The following is an 18,165-nucleotide window of genomic DNA, read 5'->3' on the forward strand; positions in this document are numbered from 1 at the left end:
GCTGGCAGGCGGCGATGGAGCGCTGCAGGCGGTCCAGCAGCAGGCGGCGGTTGGGCAGGCCTGTGAGGGCGTCGAAGAAGGCCAGGCGCTCGATTTCTTGTTCTGCGCGCTTGCGGTCTGTGATGTCGCGGCACACCCCCAGCACCCCCGTCACCCGGCCGGTCAGGTCACGGATGGGGGTCTTGATGGTCTCGAACTGGCCTCGGTAGCCATCTTCGGCAAAGGTCAGTGTTTCTTCGTAAACCAGCGGCTGCCAGGCCTGCATGGCGCGTTGGTCATATTTGCGAAAGCGCTCAGCCTCGGCGGGGGCCACCAGGTCAAAATCGTTGCAGCCCACGATCTGCCGCTCCGACCTGCCCGCAAATCGCTCGAACACCGGATTGACGGACAGGTACACGCCGCTGGCATCCTTCAAGAACACCATGTCGGGCATGGCGTTGACCACGCGGGCCAGATGGGCCTTCTGGTCGGCCAGCTCGGCCTCCACGCGCTTGAGCCCGGTCAGATCGTAGGCAAACAGCACAACGGCAGGCACGCCTTGCTCGGTAACGCTCTCGGGCGCGATGGTGGTGTGGCGAACCTGCAGGCCGTCAGGCCCGTCCATGCGGTTCTCGAACACGGCCGTCTCGCCCGCAAAGGCCTTGGCGAAATGGGGTTGCATACGGGCGAAAACATCGGCCGGGATCACCTCCTGCAGCAGGCGGTCTTGCAGCTCCTCGGGCTTGCGGTAGAGCCAGCTTGCCTGCTGCGCATTGACATACAAGACGCGCAGATCCCGGTCCAAGCGCGCCACACCGCCGGGCACCTGGCGCAGCATGTTGGCCATCAGCGCTTCGTGGGCATGCGCAGCCTCCTCGGCCAGGCGGTGGGCCGTGATGTCGGTCTGTACACCATCCCACAGCACACGCCCGTCGTCGAGCAGACGGGGCGATGAACTCAGGTGCATCCAGCGTATCTGGCCATCGGTGCGGCGCACGCGAAAAACGGCCTCCATGCTGGTCATGGTCAGAAAAGACTGCCGCTCGGCCTGTCGCAGGCGGTCGATGTCTTCGGGCAACACCTGGCGATACAACACCCGGAAATCGGCCATGACCTCTTGCACCGTCACCCCATTGAGCCGCTCGATCGCATCGCCCATGTGCACAAAGTGTGAGCTGCCATCCAGCTCGCGCACCACCTGGAACAACACGCTGTGGGGCAGGTTGCGCCCAAGCAGCGACAGACGCCCTTCACTCTCGCGCAGGCGCCGCTCGGCCTCCTGCACACGGGCGAACGGCGCCCGTATGCCCGCATCAAAAACAGCCTGGTACAACAACGCATACGCCAAAACCCGCAGACCGTGCGCCAACGGCCCCCCGATGGACGAATGCCCACCCATCAGGCCCACCACCAGCTCCCCCCCCAGAAAGGACACGGCGGCCCAGGCAAACACCCGTTCGCGCCGACCCGGATTGCGGTGGAGCCATACTGCGGCTACGCCCAGCGCCACCACGAGCACAAAGGCCAGGTATTGCCGCAATGACCCGCCCGCCGCAGCGGCAAACCAGCCAGGCAGGGGCCCCATGGCCGAGCCCACCAGCAGCAGCGCCACCACGCCCGAGGCGGCCAGCCAGACCTTGGCCGGGCCGGGCATTGCCAGCCGCGCGGCTGTGAGCAGCAGGGTGACGACTTCGACCACCCGCGCCCAGCTGCTCAGCCACAGTGAGATGTGAGCCGTGCCCGATGGCATGTGCACGGGCGTGGAATGTGCCAGCACGCCGTGCAGAAAATTGCACACCGCCGCGATACCAAAGCCTGCCACCAGCACATTGGCCCGGGCCTGCTCGGACGGGTCCAGTGTGTGCAGGGATACCGATACCACCAGCAACCCCAACAGCACTGCAACCAGTTCCATAAACGGCTCCAGGCCGTGCTGGGAACCCGCCCCCGGCCCCAGCATCTGGGCCACTGGCACGATCACCAGCGTCAATGCTGCGACCACCAGCACCACAGTCAGGGCGGGCGCATCCGCCCACGGTGAACGCGCAGGCGGGGTGCGGGTGGGTGAGGACGACAGCGGCATGGTCTGGAGTGTTTCTACCGGGTTCTACATAGCGTCACAAGTGTATCGACGAGTAAGGCGCGGGGGTGCGTGTTTCCCCACACCATTGGGCTCCATGCAAAACGGGGCCGAAGCCCCGTTGCCGACGATGCCGGTGCCCTGCACCGCCGACAGGGCAGTGTCACCCCTGCAACAACTGGCGCAGCACAAACGGCAGGATGCCGCCGGCCTGGTAGTAGTCCACCTCGATGGGTGTGTCGATGCGCAGCGTGACGGTGACTTCCTGGCGCGAGCCGTCCGCGCGGCGGATGACCAGTTGCGCGTCGCTTTGTGGTGTGAGCGCCGGGTCGGGCACCACATCGATCAGCTCATTGCCCATGAGGCCCAGCGTCTCCCACGATTCGCCCGCCTTGAACTGCAGCGGCAGCACCCCCATGCCCACCAGGTTGGAGCGGTGAATGCGCTCAAAACTGCGCGCCACCACGGCCTTGATGCCGAGCAGCTGCGTGCCCTTGGCGGCCCAGTCGCGGCTGGAGCCGGTGCCGTATTCCTCGCCCGCAAAGATCACCGTGGGCGTCTTTTGCGCCATGTACTGCATGGCGGCATCGAAGATGAACATCTTCTCGCCCTGCAGCGCGCCTTCGTTCTGGAACACCGTCACCCCACCCTCTTCGCGCGAGCCGTCGGCAGTGGGCGGGATCATGAGGTTCTTGATGCGCACGTTGGCAAAGGTGCCGCGCACCATCACGTCGTGGTTGCCCCGGCGCGCGCCGTAGCTGTTGAAGTCAGCCTTTTGAACGCCATGCTGCCGCAGCCACTGGCCAGCGGGTGAGCTTTCCTTGATGGAGCCTGCGGGCGAGATGTGGTCAGTGGTGATGGAGTCGCCAAACAGCGCCATGATGCGGGCACCGATCACCGATGGAAGTTTGGCATCATTTTGGCCTCCAGCGCTTGATGGATCTTCGTTAGCAGCTCCTTTTTCAAGAGCAAACTGTGCAAAAAACGGAGGCTCTGCAATGTAGGTGCTGGCGGGCCAGGTGTAGGCGGTGCCGCTCACGCCCTTGATCTTTTCCCACAGCTTGCCAGGGTCGGTGGCCACCTTGGCGTAGTTCTCGCGGAAGGCCTTGCCGTTCATGGCGAACTTGAGCAGGGCGTGCACCTCTTCGCTGCTGGGCCAGATGTCGCCCAGGTAGATGTCCTTGCCACCCTTGCCCTTGCCCACCGGCTCGGTCATCAGGTCCTTGAGCACCGTGCCGGCGATGGCATAGGCCACCACCAGCGGCGGACTGGCCAGGAAGTTGGCCTTGAGGTTGGGATGGATGCGCGCCTCGAAGTTGCGGTTGCCCGACAGCACCGCGGCACACACCAGGTCGTTGCTGGTGATGGCCTCGTTCAGCTCGGGCGTGAGGTCGCCCGCATTGCCGATACAGGTGGTGCAGCCGTAACCGGCCAGCGCAAAGCCCAGCTTTTCCAGGTAAGGGAGCAAGCCGGTCTGCGTGAGGTATTCGGTGACGATGCGTGAGCCAGGGGCGAGCGAGGTCTTGATGTGCGGCTTGACCTTGAGCCCCGCCTCCACTGCCTTCTTGGCCAAGAGGCCTGCGGCCAGCAGCACGCTGGGGTTGCTGGTGTTGGTACAGCTGGTGATGGCGGCAATCAGCACGTCGCCATTGCCCACGGTCACGTCACCCGTGCGGCTGGCTTGCTGGGCGGGGACTTCGGCATGCGCGGCCGCCAGCGTGGGCTTGTTCTGCTCCATCTCCACGATGAATCGCGGTGCACCCGATGGCGCTGGCACCTCTGCCGGAGCGCCCACATCGACAGGAGCATCACTGGCCCGGACATGGTGGCGCGTGTGCAGCAGCTCGGCCGGGCGGTTGAAACCATTTTGTGCATTGGGCTTGCTGAACAGGTCGGCAAACTGGCTGCAGACCTTGCCCAGTTCGATGCGGTCTTGCGGGCGCTTGGGGCCAGCCAGGCTGGGCGTGACGCTGCCAAGGTCGAGCTTCACCACCTGCGAATAGTCCACCTCGCCCGCCAGCGGCACGCCGAACAGGCCCTGGGCCTTGAAGTAGGCCTCAAACGCTTCGATCTCGGCCTTGGTGCGGCCCGTGCCCTTGAAGTAGTCGATGGTCTTTTCGTCCACCGGGAAGAACCCCATGGTCGCGCCGTATTCGGGCGCCATGTTGCCGATGGTGGCCCGGTCGGGCAACGCCAGGGTGCGCGTGCCTTCACCAAAAAACTCCACGAACTTGCCCACCACCTTGTGCTGGCGCAGCAGTTCGGTCACCGTGAGCACCAGGTCGGTGGCGGTCACGCCCTCGCGCAGCTGGCCCGTCATCTCAAAGCCCACGACGTCGGGCGTGAGGAAGTACACCGGCTGGCCCAGCATGGCGGCCTCGGCCTCAATGCCACCCACGCCCCATCCCACCACGCCAATGCCGTTGATCATGGTGGTGTGGCTGTCGGTGCCCACGAGGGTGTCGGGGTAGTACACACCGTCCTTGCGCTTGTGCACGCCGCGCGCCAGGTATTCGAGGTTGACCTGGTGCACGATGCCAAAGCCCGGCGGCACCACGCCAAACGTGTCGAAGGCCTGCATGCCCCACTTCATGAATTCGTAGCGCTCGCGGTTGCGCTGGAATTCGAGCTTCATGTTCAGGTCGAGCGAATTCTTCTTGCCGTAGTGGTCGACCATGATGGAGTGGTCTACCACCAGGTCCACGGGCACCAGCGGCTCGATCTTCTTGGGGTTCTTGCCCAGTTTCACGGCCACGCTGCGCATGGCGGCCAGGTCGGCCAAGAGCGGCACGCCGGTGAAGTCCTGCAGCACCACGCGGGAGACGACAAACGGAATCTCGTCCGTACGCGCGGCATTGGGCGCCCAGTGCGCAAGCTGTTGCACATGCTCGGCGGTCACCTTGCGGCCATCGCAATTGCGCAGCACCGATTCGAGCACGATGCGGATCGACACGGGCAAGCGCTGGATCTGGGGGAACTGCTTGGCCAGCGCGGGCAGCGAGTAGAACTGGCCTTCTTTGCCAGACGCTGTCTTGAAACTCTTGAGGGTGTTGGCAAACGCGTGGCGGGCGGGCTTGGGCGACAACTTGCGTGATACGGCCATGGCAAACTCCTGTGAAAGGCAACAAAGCCTATTCTGGCAGTCCTGCATGGCGGTGCAATCGTGGGGCTATGCAAACGCGGCCCCCAACCCTGTGCGGCGTGGTCGGGTCGCCCGATCCACGCCACCCGTGCCCGATATCGGCAAAAAAAATGCCCCTGGCGCTTGATGGACAAGCGCAAGCAGCTATATTTTCAGGAGCAAACATCCGATCTCCATCACGCCGCAGCCCAGGTTGGCAGGCGGCGCACGCCAAACCACTGCAGCTCGGCCAGCATGGCCACCGAGACCACATGCACCAGCAAATAGGCCTGGCCCAGCAAGGTGGGCGTGAGCGTGGAGCCCAGCAGCAGCAACAGGCTGGCCAACGCCCAGGCCAAGTTGCCCACGATCAGCACCCACAGCCAGCCACGCGGCATGGGCTCAGACCGGGCAATCGCTATGGCCAGGGCGGCATAGCCCAGCAGCATGGCGCCCGTCACCTGCAGCAGCCCGGGCGGCAGGCCCAGCCACTCGGCCAGGGGCGCTGTCAGCAGCAGGTGCAGGGCGCCGAGCAGAACCCCCGTGGAGGCATCGAACCAGACCACGGCGCGCAGGAATCGGGGGGAGGACATCAGCTTGAACATGGAAAGCTCCTTGGTTGAGGAAGAAAGAAGGCTCCATCGTTCCCGCCCTGGCGCACCGCGTCGATGACCTGCCAGGTAATGGCCCGTGTGCGGTTAGCGCCTAGGATGGCGGCCATGACCTCCACCGCACCGTCCTCTCACCGCTCTCCGCGCCATCCTTTGCCGCACCGCGTGGCACCGGCGGGGCCCACCTCGTTTGGCGACCACCTGCGCACCTGGCGCCAGCAGCGGCACCTGAGCCAGCTGGAGCTGGCCGACGAGGCGGACATCTCTACGCGCCATGTGAGCTTCATGGAAACCGGCCGCACCAACCCCAGCCGCGACATGGTGCTGCGCCTGTGCGAGCGCCTGGCCATTCCACTGCGTGAGCGCAACGCCCTGCTGGTGGCCGCCGGCTACGCCCCCATGTACCGCGAACGCGCGCTGGACGACCCTGCGCTGGCCGCGGCGCGCCAGGCGGTGGAACTGGTGCTCAAGGGCCACGAACCCTGCCCCGCCATTGCCCTCGACCGCTGCTGGAACGTGGTGGCCACCAACCGCGCCGCGCTGGCCCTGCTGTCTGCCCACGTCAGTCCCGAACTGCTGGTGCCACCTGTCAACGTGTTCCGGCTGAGCCTGCACCCCCAGGGGCTGGCGCCGCGCATCGCCAATCTGGCGCAGTGGCGGGCGCACCTGTTTGAACGCCTGCGCCAGCAGATACAGGCCACGGCCGACCCGGCACTGATCGCACTGCAGGCAGAACTGCTGCAATATCCCGCCCCGCCGGAATCCGATGCCCTGGTACTGGCAGGTGAAATGCTGGGCGTGGTAATGCCGTTCTGCTTTGAAAGCGTGCATGGAATGCTCTCCCTCATCAGCACCACCACGATATTCGGAACGCCGGTGGATGTGACCTTGCAGGAGCTGGCTGTGGAATCCTTCTTTCCGGCGGACGATTTCACGGCACAGGTATTGCGCAAGATTGCGCAGGAAAACCCCGGGGTTGCAGAAGGCTGAACGTAATGCCTGTGCACTGTGAGGGTGCAATCAATGCGCGCAGTTCAAAATTAAAACGATGACCATCCGATTCACAAAATGGCTCCACAAAGCGCATTGCGCTGCCGATAAATCGCAGACACTGCGCACGAAGTTACCGCACATGCATTTCCTGTTCGTCGCACAGTGCGTACCGTTGTCGAGGCGCCACCCGTCTGAGCACCTTTTGTCCTGGCCAAGAGTAGCCCATTAAAAAAGCCCGCATCAGCGGGCTTTTTTAATGCAGGGCAAAGACCCTTAAATCACAAACTTTTCGCGGTTTTCGTTTTGAATCCACTTGGGAGCCTTGCCACGGCCTGTCCAGGTTTCGCCGGTGGCGGGGTTGCGGTACTTGGGCGCCACCTTGGTGCCGGCCGTAGAACTGCGACCTGTCTTGCCAGACGCCTTGCCGGTGGGGAACACGTCCTGGGCAGTCAGCCCATATTCGGCCACCAGTGAACGGACCTGCGACACAGCGTCCGACAGTTCCCGGCGCCGGGCTTCACTGATTTGTTGCTCAAGGGCTTCGCGCTGCTTCAACAGTTCTTTGTAGCTGGTCATGGTGTCTGAATTTTGGATAAGGGTGAAGACCCGCGAATTATAAGAATAATGTGCCTTTTTTGTGCAACCACTTTCAGAATTTCATTAAAAATTCTTGGCATTAACCCCCAACACCCATTGATGCATGGTTTGCGTCTGGCTGAACAACCGGGGTATTGATGCTTGCTGGAGGCGATCGGGGTTCCGTCTTCTGGCTGGGGCAATACGTTGTCGATACGCTTGCATTCCAGCGCCAGCACCTCAAATACCCAGCCCATGCACCGAATGCGGTCGCCCACTTCCATCAAATGCCCCGTTTCTTCCCTCAAACGGGCCGCCCGCGTGTTATAGCGACCACGGCCCTCACCCGGTAAATTGCGAATATCCAGGCGCGCCTTGAGTTCCGACACCGGTATCCAGGGATGACCTGCATAACTCCCCGCGGTCTGTGATAGCGCGGCCTCGGGCGGTTCGCTGCGTTGCTTTTCTTGCCAATAGCTGGGCTATTGGCAAGAAAAGACGCCTTGCGTCCCATCCCGATCCGCACTACCACCGCCTCGCGAGGGTTATGCAGGACATCCCCAGCCATCCAACAGCCAGCTTCCGTCATCGCGCTGCGGGGCCCAGGCATCGAGGCCCCCCGGGCTGCAATTCAACGGGAATGGCTTTCAGTAAATGGCGCGGGTCATGATGCATTGCGCCACACCATATTCATCGCCCACAACCACCATGCGCCCAGAACGGGCCCGTAACTGCTCCAGCAACTCCACCCCATTGAGGGTTTCGGGCAGAAATTTCGCCGCCCGTCCATGCGGACACCGCGCGTCCTCGGCCTCAACGCCCAGCTCCGGCACATGCTGAGCAAGGTCGGCGACGCGATCAGCAGAAAATCCGTGCTTCACTCATAAAGATCACCATGGCGCTTTACTGTATCGGCGACATCCAGGGCTGCGACGCCGCGCTGGACCGCCTGCTGGACACCATCGGCTTTTCCCCTAGCCGCGACACGGTCTACCTGCTGGGTGACCTCGTCAACCGAGGGCCTGACTCGGCCGCCGTGCTGCGCCGCTGCATGCGCCATGGCGACGCCATCCGATGCCTGCTGGGCAATCACGACCTGCACCTGCTGGCCGCCGCACACGGTGCGCGCAAGCCCTCGCGGCGCGACACGCTGGGCACGGTGCTGGACGCCCCCGACCGCGCTGCCCTGCTCGACTGGGTGCGCCAGCAGCCCCTGGCCCGCACCCACACGCATGCGGGGCAAACGCTGCTGATGGTGCATGCCGGTGTGCTGCCCACCTGGACGGCCGCAGAGACTCTCGCGTACGCGGACGAAGTCCATGCAGTACTGCGCGGCCCGGACCTGCCCGATTTTCTGCACGCCATGTACGGCAACATCCCCGACCACTGGAGTGACGATCTGACCGGCACGGATCGCCTGCGGGTGATCGTGAATGCGCTCACCCGGCTGCGCTTTTGCTCCGCCGACGGCGTGATGGATTTTGAAAGCACCGAAAGCGCCAGCGCCGCCCCGCCCGGCCTCATGCCCTGGTTCGACGTGCCAGGGCGGCGCACAGCGGGCACGCTGATGGCCTTCGGTCACTGGTCCACGCTGGGCTGGCTCAACCGCAGCGATCTGCTCGGACTGGACACGGGCTGCGTGTGGGGCGGCTGCCTGAGCGCCGTGCGTTTTGGCGCGACGCTGGCCGAGCGTGAGCTGCTGCAGGTGCATTGCGAGCAGGCCCAGGCCCCGGGCTGACTAAACCGCAGCAGGTTCAGGACGGCACTGGCTCCAGCAACGCCGACATGGCGGTGGACTGCCAGACACCACCGTCCTGCCCAGCGATCAGCACGGCCAGCCCCGGCATGCGCTGCGCCAGTGCCCTGCCCGCCTGCGGGCCCTGCACCATCAACGCGGCGCCCAGTCCGTTGACGGCCGCCACGTCGCGCGCCACCAGGCTCACGCCATGCACGCCCGATGCCGGGCGCCCTGTTCGCGGATTGAGCACATGGTGCTGGCGCTGGCCTTGGTGGAAGAAGACGCGTTCATAGTCGCCCGACGAGGCCACCACACCGGCGCCCGCCACGGCCACCACACCCAGCAGGCGCTCGGGGGAACGCGGGTCGCGCAGCCCCACACGCCAGGGCCTGCCTTGCCACAGCCCGTGGGTCAGCACGTCGCCACCACCGTTGATCATGGCGTTCTCAACCCCTTCGGAGCGCAGCATGTTCATGCCGGCTTCCAGGATCGGTAGCTTGGCGATGCCCCCCAGGTCCAGCGCCATGCCCTGGCGGGCCAGGAAGGCCGTGCCAGCGGCCACGTCCAGCACCAGGCCGCGCGCATCCACCAGGGGCAGTTGCCGCGCGATCTCGCTGGCCCCTGGCACCACTTTGTCGCCAGGGCCGAAGTTCCAGGACTTGAAAGCCCCCACGGTCACATCAAAGGCCCCACGGCTTGTTGCCGACACACGCTGTGCACTCTGCAGTACCGCCATGACCTCGGCCGGAACCATCACTGGCGTCACGCCTGCAGCCAGATTGATGCGACTGACCACGCTGCGGGGTTGGTAGCGGCTCATGAGCGCTTCCAGCCTCTGCATCTCTGCATAGGCCCGGTCCATGGCGCGGCGCAACTGCGGGCCATCAACACCCTCCACGGCCATATCCACCTGCGTTCCCATCAGGGGACGCGAGCTGCGTTCAGACACCACCCGTGCGCCCGCTGACGCGCCACCACCCCAGACCGCACCACCCAGCAAGGGCAATGCCATCACCATGCGACGGCGCGACAGACCCTGAGGGGGCAGAGAAGCTTGCTGCATGGCGCCTCCGCTCAGAGCGACTTGTCGGCCATGTAATCCACGGCGGCCTTGACCTCGGCGTCGGTCAGATTGGCGGAGCCCCCCTTGGCAGGCATCATGCCTTTCGCCCCGGTAAAGCCCTCGATCGCGTGCTTGTACATCGTGTCCTTGCCCTGGGCAATGCGTGGACCCCAGTCGGCCTTGTCGCCCGGCTTGGGGGCACCGGCCACGCCAGCGGCATGGCACATGGCGCAGGTCTTGCCAAACACGCTCTTGCCCAGTTCGTTCTCTGCGGCAGCCGGTGCAGCAGGGGCCGCTGCGGGCGCTGGGGCCGTCACCGCAGCGGGTGCAGCCACCGGAGCAGGTTCCGACTTCTTGTCGCCACAACCGGCCAGCAGTGTGGCCAAGATCGCTACGGCGACCATCACGGTTTTCTTTTGCATCGCATACATCCTGTTCTTGGGGTTAGAAAAATCTGAGAGGGCCTGTGGCTGCGCGAGAAACGCGACGAAATGCGTCCAGCACTCGGCCTGAAAAACCCCTACGGGCATTGCACAGGCACCGCTTCAGACCGGTGCATTGACTGTAGGTGCAAGAGGCACTTTTGGGCAGAGGCGAGCGCCGCCAAAGCATGATCCAGATCAAATTGATTCATATTACGTGAATCTATTATCCGTGCCATGCAAAGCCATCACAACCTGCGAACACTGCGCCTTTGGGTGCTGGCGTGGTTTGTCATGGCGCTGGCTGCTGCGGTGGCTTCACCGCTGGTAGTGCCGCGAAGCATGGAGCTGGTCTGCTCCGGCTCCGGCACAGGCAGCGCCAAGCTGGTGGTGAAGACCGCTGAGGGCCTGGTAGCGGCAGACGCCACGGGCCTCGATTGCCCTGTGTGCCTCGCGGCCGACACGCCACCCACCACCCATCTCGCAGCGGCAACCACTGCTGCAGCCCCCACCTTCCAGCCCCGTTTTCACACACCACTTTTTCCACGCACAGGGGTGGCGTTCAGCCCCCCTGCACGCGCACCACCCCTTTTCAACTGAGCGATCCCAAAGAGGAAAACCATGACCGAGAGAAAAGACAGTCCCCTTCCCGCTGCTGGCCTGGGCCGACGCAGCTTCATCAACACGGCGGCCCTGGTCGGGCTGACTGCAGGCGTCGCCGCATGCAACGAAAAGCCCAGCGCTGCAACGCCTGCGGCCCCCGCCCCTGCAGCACCTGCGGCCAGCCATGCCGCCGCTGGCGCCAACGTGCACCTCAAGCCCGGCGAGCTGGACACCTACTACGGCCTCTGGAGCGGCGGCCACACGGGCGACATGCGCGTGCTGGGCCTGCCCTCGGGCCGCGAGATCACACGCATCCCTTGCTTTGTGCCCGACGCACTGGTGGGCTGGGGCATCACGAACGAATCCAAGGCTGTGATGGGCACCAAGCCCGACGGCAGCCTGAAGTACACGGTGGCCGATACCCACCACACGCACGCTTCGTACAAAGACGGCAACTACGACGGCCGCTACGCCTGGATTAACGACAAGATCAACAGCCGTATCGCGCGCATTCGCCTCGATTACTTCGTGTGCGACAAGATCACCGAGCTGCCCAACGTGCAGGGCTTTCACGGCATCTTCCCCGACAAGGCCGACCCGGTGGACCCCGCCATCAACTACACCACCCGCGTGTTCTGCGGCGGTGAGTTTGCGATTCCCCTGCCCAACACCGGCACCGAAGACATCAGCAAATACCGCTCGATGTTCACCTGCGTCGATGCAGAAACGATGGAAGTGCGCTGGCAAGTGCTGATCGACGGCAACTGCGATCTGGTCGCCACGTCATACGACGGCAAGCTGGCCGCCACCAACCAGTACAACGTGGAAATGGGCGCGAAGTACGAGGACATGATGTCCGCCGAACGCGATGCCTGCCTGTTCTTCAACGTGGGCCGCATCGAGGCTGCCGTGAAGGCTGGCAAGTTCAAGACCATCGGCACCAGCAAGGTGCCCGTGGTGGACGGCACGCACGAAGCCAACAAGGACCCCAAGACAGCACTCACTGCGTATGTTTCGGTGCCCAAGAACCCCCACGGCGTGAACGCCAGCCCCGATGGCAAATACTTCATCTGCGCCGGCAAGCTGTCGCCCACCGGCACCGTGATCGAGCTGGCCAAGGTGCTGGACTATTTCGAAGGCAAGCTCGAAAAGCTGGACTCCGCCATCGTGGCCGAAGTGGAGCTGGGCCTGGGCCCGCTGCACACCGCCTTCGACGGCCGTGGCAATGCCTACACCACCCTCTTCCTGGACAGCCAGGTCGTGAAGTGGAACGTGGAGGCTGCCATCAAGTTCCACGCGGGCGACAAGACCGCCAAGTACGTGGTGGACCGCCTGGACGTGCAATACCAGCCCGGCCACTTGAATGCATCGCAGTCCGAAACCAAGGCCGCCGACGGCAAGATCCTGGCCGTGGGTTGCAAGTTCTCCAAGGACCGCTTCCTGCCCGTGGGCCCGCTGCACCCCGAAAACGAACAGCTCATCGACATCTCGGGCGAGAAGATGGTGCTGCTGGCCGACCACCCCGTGCGTGGTGAGCCCCATGACTTCATCATCTTCAAGCGCGACCTGGTGCGCCCCAAGCAGGTCTACACGCTCGACGAGTTCCCGCTGGCGGTCAAGGACCCCAAGGAGTCCGGCGTGTTCCGCAATGGCAAGAAGGTCACCGTGAAGATGACCTCGCAAGCCCCCGCGTTCAGCCTGCGCGAGTTCAAGCTCAAGAAGGGTGACGAGGTCACGCTGATCCTGACCAACCTGGACAAGATCGAAGACCTGACGCACGGCTTCGCGATCCCGAACTACAACGTGAACTTCATCGTGAACCCGCTGGAGACCAAGTCGGTGAGCTTTGTGGCCGACAAGCCCGGTGTGTTCTGGTGCTACTGCACGCACTTCTGCCACGCACTCCACCTGGAAATGCGCACTCGGATGATTGTGGAAGCTTGATGGGGCGATCCCCCTGAGGCGCTGCCGCGCCTTCCCCCTTCTCTCGAATCGCTGCGCGATTCGGGACGGGGGACGATGCACTCGCTGCGGGGCGACCCTTGCTCCGCATCCCTGGTCTGGGGCGCGCCAGTTGTGACGACTGCGCCCCAAATTTTAACAATATTGGCCGCTAGCGCTTGATAGATAAGCGCGAACAGCTATCAAAAAGATAGTCTCATGATTTCCCTCCGTCGGCAGTTCGCCACGCTTCTTCTGGTCTTGCTGGCAGCACTTTGGCTGGCGCCGCACGCGCATGCTGCGGCAGGGGCCTACGAGGCCGAACTGCCTGCGGAACTCTCTACCGCGCGCGACATGTGCGCGCTGGTGCCGTGCAAGGACGTGTTTCCCGGCGCCAGCCATTTCTCTGAACGCAAGGGCCAGCCGCCCTACGTAGAGGCTTACGACAACGACAGCGCGCAAAAGAAGCTGCTGGGCTACGTGATGCTCTCCACCGACATCACAGACACCCCCGCCTACTCCGGCAAGCCTGTGGTCACGCTGATCGGCATGGACACGCAAGGCAGCTTTGTGGGCGTGAAGGTGCTCAAGCATTCCGAGCCCATCCTGCTGCTGGGCATTCCCGAATCCGCACTGCTCAAGTTCAACGCCCAGTACCTTGGCAAGTCGGTGGCCGACAAGATCGAGGTGGGCCAGTCGCGCCCTGATGAAAACGTGCTGGGTCTCGACGCCATCTCGGGCGCCACCGTCACCGTCATCGCTCAGAACCAGGTCATGATGGCCTCGGGCTCGGCCGTGGCGCGGCAGGTGGGCATCCTCGCACCCACGGTGCGCGAGCCCGCACGCTATGCCGAAACCGGCAAACGCCTGAGCTGGGCCGAACTGGTGCAACAAGGCACCGTGCAGCGCCTGCGCGTGCAGCCCGAACAGGTGGGCCTGGACAAAGGCCCCGACCCATTCATCGAGCTGTGGTTTGGCGACCTGAACCACCCCGACATTGGCAAGAGCCTGCTGGGCGAGAACGGCTGGAACAACCTGCGCCTGCAACTCAAGGAGGGCGAGCACGCCTTCTACATCGTCCGCACCGGCGGCAAGGAATCGTTCAAGGGCTCGGGCTTTGTGCGCGGCGGCATCTACGACCGCGTGCAGGTGCGCCAGGGGGCGGATTCGTTCACCTTCCGCGACCTGGACGCGCTCAACCTGTATGGCATCGAGGCCGCAGGCGCACCCAGCTACAACGAATCGGTCATCTTCATCATCCGCTCACCCGCCTTCTCGGCCGCCTATCCGTGGAAGCTGAGCTTTCTGGGCAACCGCGTGGACCGTGCCACGGGCACGCGCAGCTTCACCAGCTTTGACACGCCCTACTGGCTGCCCGCCGCCATGCTGCAAGGCGGGCGTCCCACCATCAACGAGCCCGACGCCCCCTGGGTGCGCGTGTGGAAGTCGCGTGCGGTAGAGATTGCACTGTTCGCCGTGCTGCTTATCGCCGTCACCGTGGTGTATGCCCTGCGCGAGAAGCTCACGCGCCTGTCCACCCACAAGAACAAGTGGCCCGTCAACGCCTTCAAGTACAGCTTCTGGGCCCTCAGCATCGGCTGGATCGGCTTTGGCGCCATGGCACAGCCTTCCATCACGCAGGTGCTGACCTGGTTCCACGCGCTGCTGTTCCAGTGGACCTGGTCGCTGTTCCTGTCCGACCCGTTTATCTTCCTGTTCTGGATCTTCATCATCGTCACCGTGTTCCTGTTCGGGCGCGGGTTGTTTTGCGGCTGGATGTGCCCGTTTGGCTCGCTGCAGGAAGGCATCTACAAGATCGCGCGTGCGGTGGGCTTCAAGCGCTTTCAGACGCAGCTGCCGCAGAAGTGGCACGACCGGCTCAAGTGGGTCAAGTACGCGGTGTTCTTCGGGCTGCTGGTGGTTTCGATGTTCTCGATGGGACTGGCTGAGAAGCTGGCCGAGGTGGAGCCGTTCAAGACCACCTTCCTGGTGGGCGTGCTCAACCGTGCCTGGCCCTACGGCCTGTTTGTGGCCGCCATCCTAGGCGTTTCTATCTTCATCGAACGGCCCTACTGCAAATACATCTGCCCGCTGGGCGCCTCGCTGGCCATGCCCAGCACCTTCCGCTGGTTTGGTTTGAAGCGCAAGCAGGACTGCAATAGCTGCAAGGCCTGCGCCGTGGGTTGCGGTGCACAGGCCATCGACGCCGACGGCCGCATCGACCACCGCGAATGCCTGCACTGCCTCGACTGCATGATTCTCTACACCGACACCAAGGGCTGCCCGCCCCTGGCCAAGGAGCGCAAGCGCCGCGAGAAAGATGGCCTGGAAATCACGCCCATCGGCAAGAACGGCTATTTCATCCCGATCCACCCTGCCACGGTGCAGGACCAGATCTCGGCCAAGGCCGCCAAGGGACCCGACCCACGCATGCCAACAACGCCTGCACACCCCGCCCACAAGGCTGGAAGCCAAGGCCTGCGCTGGATCGGGCTGGAGCTGGTGGACCACCTATGGCCCTGGAGCCGCGAAGGCTGGGCCTCGCGGCGCGCGCTGCAGATCGCGGGCTTCTCGCTCGCCCTGGCTGCCAGCGTGGCCTGGGTGATGACCGCCCTGGGCACGTTGTCGACGGGCGCCATCATCGGCTGGTGGTTTGGCTGGAGCGTGTACGAGGTGCTGATCCGCCTGTCGGGCAAGCGCTATGTGAAGGACGGCCCGTGGTGGCGCGACCAGTACCGCCGGGCGGGCGTGATGGACATGCTGAGCTATGTGGGCTTCAAGAACCTGCTGATCGGTGCAGCACTCTTCCTGGCCATCAAGGCCGTGGTGGGACTGGCGTGATGAAGTCCCCCTTTGCACTCGCTGCGGTCGCCACGGCCCTGGCGCTGTGGACAGCACTTCCTGCGGCGGCTGCCACCGTGCAGGTGCGCCCTGGCCAGGACCTGCAGGCCGCCATCACGGCTGCGGCGCCGGGAGACACGGTGGAGGTGCAGCGGGGCTTTTACCGCGTGAACCTGCGCATCGACAAGCAGCTCACCCTGCGCGGTATCGATCGCCCCACGCTCAGCGGCGGGCAGGCGGGCGACACCATCCGCATCACCGCGCCCGATGTGGTGGTCGAGGGTCTGATCGTGCGCGACTCGGGCACCAGCTTGAAGGACCAGAACGCAGGCATCTACGTGTACCCCGGCGCGCACCGCGCCGTGGTGCGCCACAACGACCTCACCTACAACCTCTTTGGTCTGTGGATCGAGAAGGCCAACGATGTACAGGTGCTGCACAACACCATCACCGGCCTGCGCGATGTGAACTCGTCGCAGCGCGGCAATGGCGTGCAGCTGTACAACACCACGGGCGCACGCATCGAGGGCAACCACATCAGCTTTGTGCGCGACGCGCTGTATGTGGACGTGTCGCACCACGCGGTGTTTCGCGGCAACCGGCTGCACCACACCCGCTACGGCACGCACTACATGAACTCCTACTACAACCTGTGGGAAGACAACGATACCTACCTCAACCGTGGCGGCCTGGCGCTGATGGAGGTGCGCGACCAGGTGGTGCGCAACAACCGCGCGTGGGGCAACAGCGACCACGGCATCATGCTGCGCACCCTGCAGGACTCGGTGATCGAGAACAACGTGGTGGCCGAGAACTCCCGAGGCTTCTTCATCTACGACGTGGAGTACATCACCCTGCGCGGCAACCTGGTGACCCGCAACACGGTGGGCGTGCACCTGTCGGCCGGCTCCAAAAACAACAAGGTCGAAGGCAACGACTTCATCGGCAACCGCGAGCAGGTGCGCTATGTGGGCGCCCGCGACGAGCGCTGGGGCACCGAAGGCGGCAACCACTGGAGCAACTACCTGGGCTGGGACCGCGACGGCAACGGCGTGGGCGACGTGCCCTACGAGGCCAACGACATGGTGGACCGCCTGACCTGGCGCCACCCCACCATCAAGCTGCTGCTGGCCAGCCCCGCCGTGCAGGCACTGCGCCTGGTGGGCCAGCAGTTTCCGGTGCTGCGCGTGCCCACCGTGGTGGACGGGAAGCCCCGCATGCAACCGAACCAACCCCAACGGAATTTTCAGCGTGACACGCAACCCTCCCCCCATTGACCTGAGCGAGCCCCCCGCCATCGAGGTGCGGGGCGCGCACAAGCACTACGGCGCACTGCACGCCGTGGACGGCATCGACCTGCGCATTGCGCGCGGCGAGATCTTCGGCCTCATCGGCCACAACGGCGCGGGCAAGAGCACGCTGTTCAAGATGATCCTGGGCCTCACGCCCGCCACCTCGGGCGAGATCCGGGTGGGCGGCGCCACGGTGCAGGGCCGCGACTTTCGCGCCGCCCGCCGCCACCTGGGCTACCTGCCCGAGAACGTGGTGCTCTACGACAACCTGAACGGGCTGGAGACGCTGCGTTTCTTCGCCCGCCTCAAGGGTGCGCCCCTCGCGCAATGCCCCGCGCTGCTGGAACGCGTGGGCCTGGCCCACGCGGGCAACCGCGCCGTGCGCGAATACTCCAAGGGCATGCGCCAGCGCCTGGGGTTTGCACAGGCCCTGCTGGGCGAGCCCCAGGTGCTACTGCTCGACGAGCCCACCAACGGCCTGGACCCGCAGGCCATCCGCGACTTCTACGCCACACTGCGCGAGCTGCAGGCGGGTGGCGTGACCATCGTCATCACTTCGCACATCCTGGCCGAGCTGCAGGAGCGCGTGGACCGCCTTGCCATCCTGGCCTCCGGCAAGCTGCAGGCCCTGGGCAGCGTGCAGGCGCTGCGCGAGCAGGCGCACATGCCGCTGACTATCCACCTCACCCTGGCTTCGGACGACCGGCCTGCCGCGCTGGGGCTGCTCTCTGCAGTGCCCGGCATCACCGCAGCGGAAACGCCGGAAGGCCTGCACGTGGACTGCCCACGCGGCAGCAAGATGGCCGTGCTGGGTGCGATGGCACCGCTGGGCACCGCGCTGCAGGACCTGCAGATCCAGGAACCCTCGCTTGAGGATGTGTACTTCGACCTGCGCAAGGGCTAGC

14 protein-coding genes and 1 pseudogene are annotated in these 18,165 nt (G+C 64.5%); 7 read left to right on the forward strand and 8 right to left on the reverse strand.

The annotated features are described in order from the left end of the window. The 3 genes from LPA35_RS19720 to LPA35_RS19730 all read right to left on the reverse strand — a co-directional run. Positions 1–2,062 (reverse strand): PAS domain-containing protein (locus LPA35_RS19720; RefSeq protein WP_228898452.1); only part of this gene is annotated, 2,062 nt, incomplete at its 3' end. A 160-nt stretch (positions 2,063–2,222) separates the two neighbouring features. Beyond that, a complete protein-coding gene (locus LPA35_RS19725) occupies positions 2,223–5,162 on the reverse strand; it encodes an aconitate hydratase (RefSeq protein ID WP_228898454.1) in 2,940 nt (979 codons plus the stop codon). A gap of 215 nt (positions 5,163–5,377) precedes the next feature. Beyond that, positions 5,378–5,785 (reverse strand): hypothetical protein, encoded by a 408-nt coding sequence (locus LPA35_RS19730; RefSeq protein ID WP_121422602.1) that lies wholly within the window; start codon positions 5,783–5,785, stop codon positions 5,378–5,380. 114 nt (positions 5,786–5,899) lie between these two features. Between LPA35_RS19730 and LPA35_RS19735 the strand changes: the two genes are divergently transcribed. Beyond that, the gene (locus LPA35_RS19735; RefSeq protein ID WP_121423065.1) at positions 5,900–6,781 is read left to right on the forward strand and encodes a helix-turn-helix domain-containing protein; all 882 of its coding nucleotides are present in this window, start codon (positions 5,900–5,902) and stop codon (positions 6,779–6,781) included. A gap of 276 nt (positions 6,782–7,057) precedes the next feature. On the opposite strand, the gene LPA35_RS19740 is transcribed toward LPA35_RS19735, so the two are convergent. From LPA35_RS19740 to LPA35_RS26210, 3 genes and pseudogenes are all read right to left on the reverse strand, one after another. Then, complete coding sequence (locus tag LPA35_RS19740) at positions 7,058–7,360, reverse strand: H-NS histone family protein (protein ID WP_055393525.1); 303 nt, start codon at positions 7,358–7,360, stop codon at positions 7,058–7,060. Continuing rightward, on the reverse strand, positions 7,357–7,749 hold the full coding sequence (locus LPA35_RS26205) for a hypothetical protein (RefSeq protein ID WP_370449761.1): 393 nt from the start codon (positions 7,747–7,749) through the stop codon (positions 7,357–7,359). The genes LPA35_RS19740 and LPA35_RS26205 overlap by 4 nt, the downstream gene beginning before the upstream one ends. 174 nt (positions 7,750–7,923) lie before the next feature. Beyond that, a pseudogene (locus tag LPA35_RS26210) lies at positions 7,924–8,151 on the reverse strand (hypothetical protein); the annotation flags it as partial. A 104-nt stretch (positions 8,152–8,255) separates the two neighbouring features. Between LPA35_RS26210 and LPA35_RS19755 the strand changes: the two are divergent. Continuing rightward, positions 8,256–9,098 carry a symmetrical bis(5'-nucleosyl)-tetraphosphatase gene (locus LPA35_RS19755; RefSeq protein WP_228898456.1) on the forward strand — a complete coding sequence of 281 codons (843 nt, stop codon included), beginning with the start codon at positions 8,256–8,258 and terminating at the stop codon, positions 9,096–9,098. Positions 9,099–9,114: 16 nt separating this feature from the next. Here LPA35_RS19755 and LPA35_RS19760 read toward each other — a convergent pair whose 3' ends face one another. Continuing rightward, the gene (locus LPA35_RS19760; RefSeq protein ID WP_228898458.1) at positions 9,115–10,161 is read right to left on the reverse strand and encodes an FAD:protein FMN transferase; all 1,047 of its coding nucleotides are present in this window, start codon (positions 10,159–10,161) and stop codon (positions 9,115–9,117) included. Positions 10,162–10,172: 11 nt separating this feature from the next. Then, positions 10,173–10,583 carry a cytochrome c5 family protein gene (locus tag LPA35_RS19765; RefSeq protein ID WP_055393536.1) on the reverse strand — a complete coding sequence of 137 codons (411 nt, stop codon included), beginning with the start codon at positions 10,581–10,583 and terminating at the stop codon, positions 10,173–10,175. A 237-nt stretch (positions 10,584–10,820) separates the two neighbouring features. Between LPA35_RS19765 and LPA35_RS19770 the strand changes: the two genes are divergently transcribed. From LPA35_RS19770 to LPA35_RS19790, 5 genes are all read left to right on the forward strand, one after another. Further along, entirely contained in the window at positions 10,821–11,183 is a 363-nt protein-coding gene (locus LPA35_RS19770) for a DUF2946 family protein (protein ID WP_228898459.1), read from the forward strand. A 21-nt stretch (positions 11,184–11,204) separates the two neighbouring features. Continuing rightward, a complete protein-coding gene (nosZ, locus tag LPA35_RS19775) occupies positions 11,205–13,130 on the forward strand; it encodes a TAT-dependent nitrous-oxide reductase (RefSeq protein ID WP_228898460.1) in 1,926 nt (641 codons plus the stop codon). Between the two features lie 216 nt (positions 13,131–13,346). Beyond that, positions 13,347–15,968 carry a NosR/NirI family protein gene (locus LPA35_RS19780; RefSeq protein WP_228898462.1) on the forward strand — a complete coding sequence of 874 codons (2,622 nt, stop codon included), beginning with the start codon at positions 13,347–13,349 and terminating at the stop codon, positions 15,966–15,968. Beyond that, a complete protein-coding gene (locus tag LPA35_RS19785) occupies positions 15,968–17,245 on the forward strand; it encodes a nitrous oxide reductase family maturation protein NosD (protein ID WP_228898464.1) in 1,278 nt (425 codons plus the stop codon). Before LPA35_RS19780 ends, LPA35_RS19785 begins: the two co-directional genes overlap by 1 nt. Then, a complete protein-coding gene (locus tag LPA35_RS19790; protein WP_228898466.1) occupies positions 17,220–18,164 on the forward strand; it encodes an ABC transporter ATP-binding protein in 945 nt (314 codons plus the stop codon). Before LPA35_RS19785 ends, LPA35_RS19790 begins: the two co-directional genes overlap by 26 nt. The last annotated feature ends 1 nt before the right edge of the window (position 18,165 follow it).

Origin of the sequence: Acidovorax sp. Leaf73, assembly GCF_916855635.1 — a bacterium.
Lineage (GTDB): Bacteria > Pseudomonadota > Gammaproteobacteria > Burkholderiales > Burkholderiaceae_C > Acidovorax > Acidovorax facilis.

Excerpts from the sequence above, each read along its gene's own strand:
- LPA35_RS19725 (WP_228898454.1), bottom strand. The coding sequence starts at position 5,162 with ATGGCCGTATCACGCAAGTTGTCGCCCAAGCCCGCCCGCCACGCGTTT.
- LPA35_RS19730 (WP_121422602.1), bottom strand. The coding sequence starts at position 5,785 with ATGTTCAAGCTGATGTCCTCCCCCCGATTCCTGCGCGCCGTGGTCTGG.
- LPA35_RS19735 (WP_121423065.1), top strand. The coding sequence starts at position 5,900 with ATGACCTCCACCGCACCGTCCTCTCACCGCTCTCCGCGCCATCCTTTG.
- LPA35_RS19740 (WP_055393525.1), bottom strand. The coding sequence starts at position 7,360 with ATGACCAGCTACAAAGAACTGTTGAAGCAGCGCGAAGCCCTTGAGCAA.
- LPA35_RS19755 (WP_228898456.1), top strand. The coding sequence starts at position 8,256 with ATGGCGCTTTACTGTATCGGCGACATCCAGGGCTGCGACGCCGCGCTG.
- LPA35_RS19760 (WP_228898458.1), bottom strand. The coding sequence starts at position 10,161 with ATGCAGCAAGCTTCTCTGCCCCCTCAGGGTCTGTCGCGCCGTCGCATG.
- LPA35_RS19765 (WP_055393536.1), bottom strand. The coding sequence starts at position 10,583 with ATGCAAAAGAAAACCGTGATGGTCGCCGTAGCGATCTTGGCCACACTG.
- LPA35_RS19770 (WP_228898459.1), top strand. The coding sequence starts at position 10,821 with ATGCAAAGCCATCACAACCTGCGAACACTGCGCCTTTGGGTGCTGGCG.
- nosZ (WP_228898460.1), top strand. The coding sequence starts at position 11,205 with ATGACCGAGAGAAAAGACAGTCCCCTTCCCGCTGCTGGCCTGGGCCGA.
- LPA35_RS19780 (WP_228898462.1), top strand. The coding sequence starts at position 13,347 with ATGATTTCCCTCCGTCGGCAGTTCGCCACGCTTCTTCTGGTCTTGCTG.
- LPA35_RS19785 (WP_228898464.1), top strand. The coding sequence starts at position 15,968 with ATGAAGTCCCCCTTTGCACTCGCTGCGGTCGCCACGGCCCTGGCGCTG.